General features: G+C 54.7%; 1 rRNA gene (cut by a window edge). It reads right to left on the bottom strand.

Annotation, left to right across the window (positions count from 1 at the left end):
• Nucleotides 1–44: 44 nt before the first annotated feature.
• Nucleotides 45–1,438: ribosomal RNA gene (locus ABZX86_RS40175) — 23S ribosomal RNA — on the bottom strand (it continues 1,802 nt past the right edge of the window).

The following is a 1,438-nucleotide window of genomic DNA, read 5'->3' as shown; positions in this document are numbered from 1 at the left end:
TGTGTGTTGTTTCAGATACCGCACAGTGGACGCGTAGCTTCTTTGTTGGTAAGTCCTCGGCCTATTAGTACAGGTCACCTGCACCCGTTACCGGGCTTCCAGTTCCTGCCTATCAACCCAATGGTCTGTTGGGGGCCTTAACCTATCAAGTAGGTGAGAAACCTCATCTTGGAACAGGCTTCCCGCTTAGATGCTTTCAGCGGTTATCCCTTCCGAACGTAGCAAACCAGCCGTGCCCTTGGCAGGACAACTGGCACACCAGAGGTTCGTCCGTCCCGGTCCTCTCGTACTAGGGACAGCCTTCCTCAAGTTTCTGACGCGCGCGGCGGATAGAGACCGAACTGTCTCACGACGTTCTAAACCCAGCTCGCGTGCCGCTTTAATGGGCGAACAGCCCAACCCTTGGGACCTACTCCAGCCCCAGGATGCGACGAGCCGACATCGAGGTGCCAAACCATCCCGTCGATATGGACTCTTGGGGAAGATCAGCCTGTTATCCCCGGGGTACCTTTTATCCGTTGAGCGACACCGCTTCCACTTGCCGGTGCCGGATCACTAGTCCCGACTTTCGTCCCTGCTCGACCTGTCGGTCTCACAGTCAAGCTCCCTTGTGCACTTGCACTCGACACCTGATTGCCAACCAGGCTGAGGGAACCTTTGGGCGCCTCCGTTACATTTTGGGAGGCAACCGCCCCAGTTAAACTACCCACCAGGCACTGTCCCTGAACCAGATCATGGTCCGAGGTTAGAAGTCCAATACGATCAGAGTGGTATTTCAACGATGACTCCACGAACACTGGCGTGCCCGCTTCACAGTCTCCCACCTATCCTACACAAACCGTACCGAACACCAATACCAAGCTATAGTGAAGGTCCCGGGGTCTTTTCGTCCTGCCGCGCGTAACGAGCATCTTTACTCGTAATGCAATTTCGCCGAGTCTGTGGTTGAGACAGCTGAGAAGTCGTTACGCCATTCGTGCAGGTCGGAACTTACCCGACAAGGAATTTCGCTACCTTAGGATGGTTATAGTTACCACCGCCGTTTACCGGGGCTTAAATTCTCAGCTTCGCCCCAAAGGGCTAACCGGTCCTCTTAACCTTCCGGCACCGGGCAGGCGTCAGTCCGTATACATCGTCTTACGACTTCGCACGGACCTGTGTTTTTAGTAAACAGTCGCTTCTCACTGGTCTCTGCGACCTCACCCAGCTCGGGAAGCAAGTTCCGTCACCAGACAAGGCCCTCCTTCTCCCGAAGTTACGGAGGTATTTTGCCGAGTTCCTTAACCACAGTTATCTCGATCGCCTTAGTATTCTCTACCTGACCACCTGTGTCGGTTTGGGGTACGGGCCATGTACCAGCTCGCTAGAGGCTTTTCTCGGCAGCATAGGATCACTGAATTCGCCTCAATCGGCTACGCATCACCTCTCAGGCTATGTG

Source organism: Nocardia sp. NPDC006630 (assembly GCF_040611495.1).
Lineage (GTDB): Bacteria > Actinomycetota > Actinomycetes > Mycobacteriales > Mycobacteriaceae > Nocardia.
The sequence above is the reverse complement of the archived record's forward strand: the minus strand, read 5'-3'. Positions and strand labels throughout refer to the sequence as shown.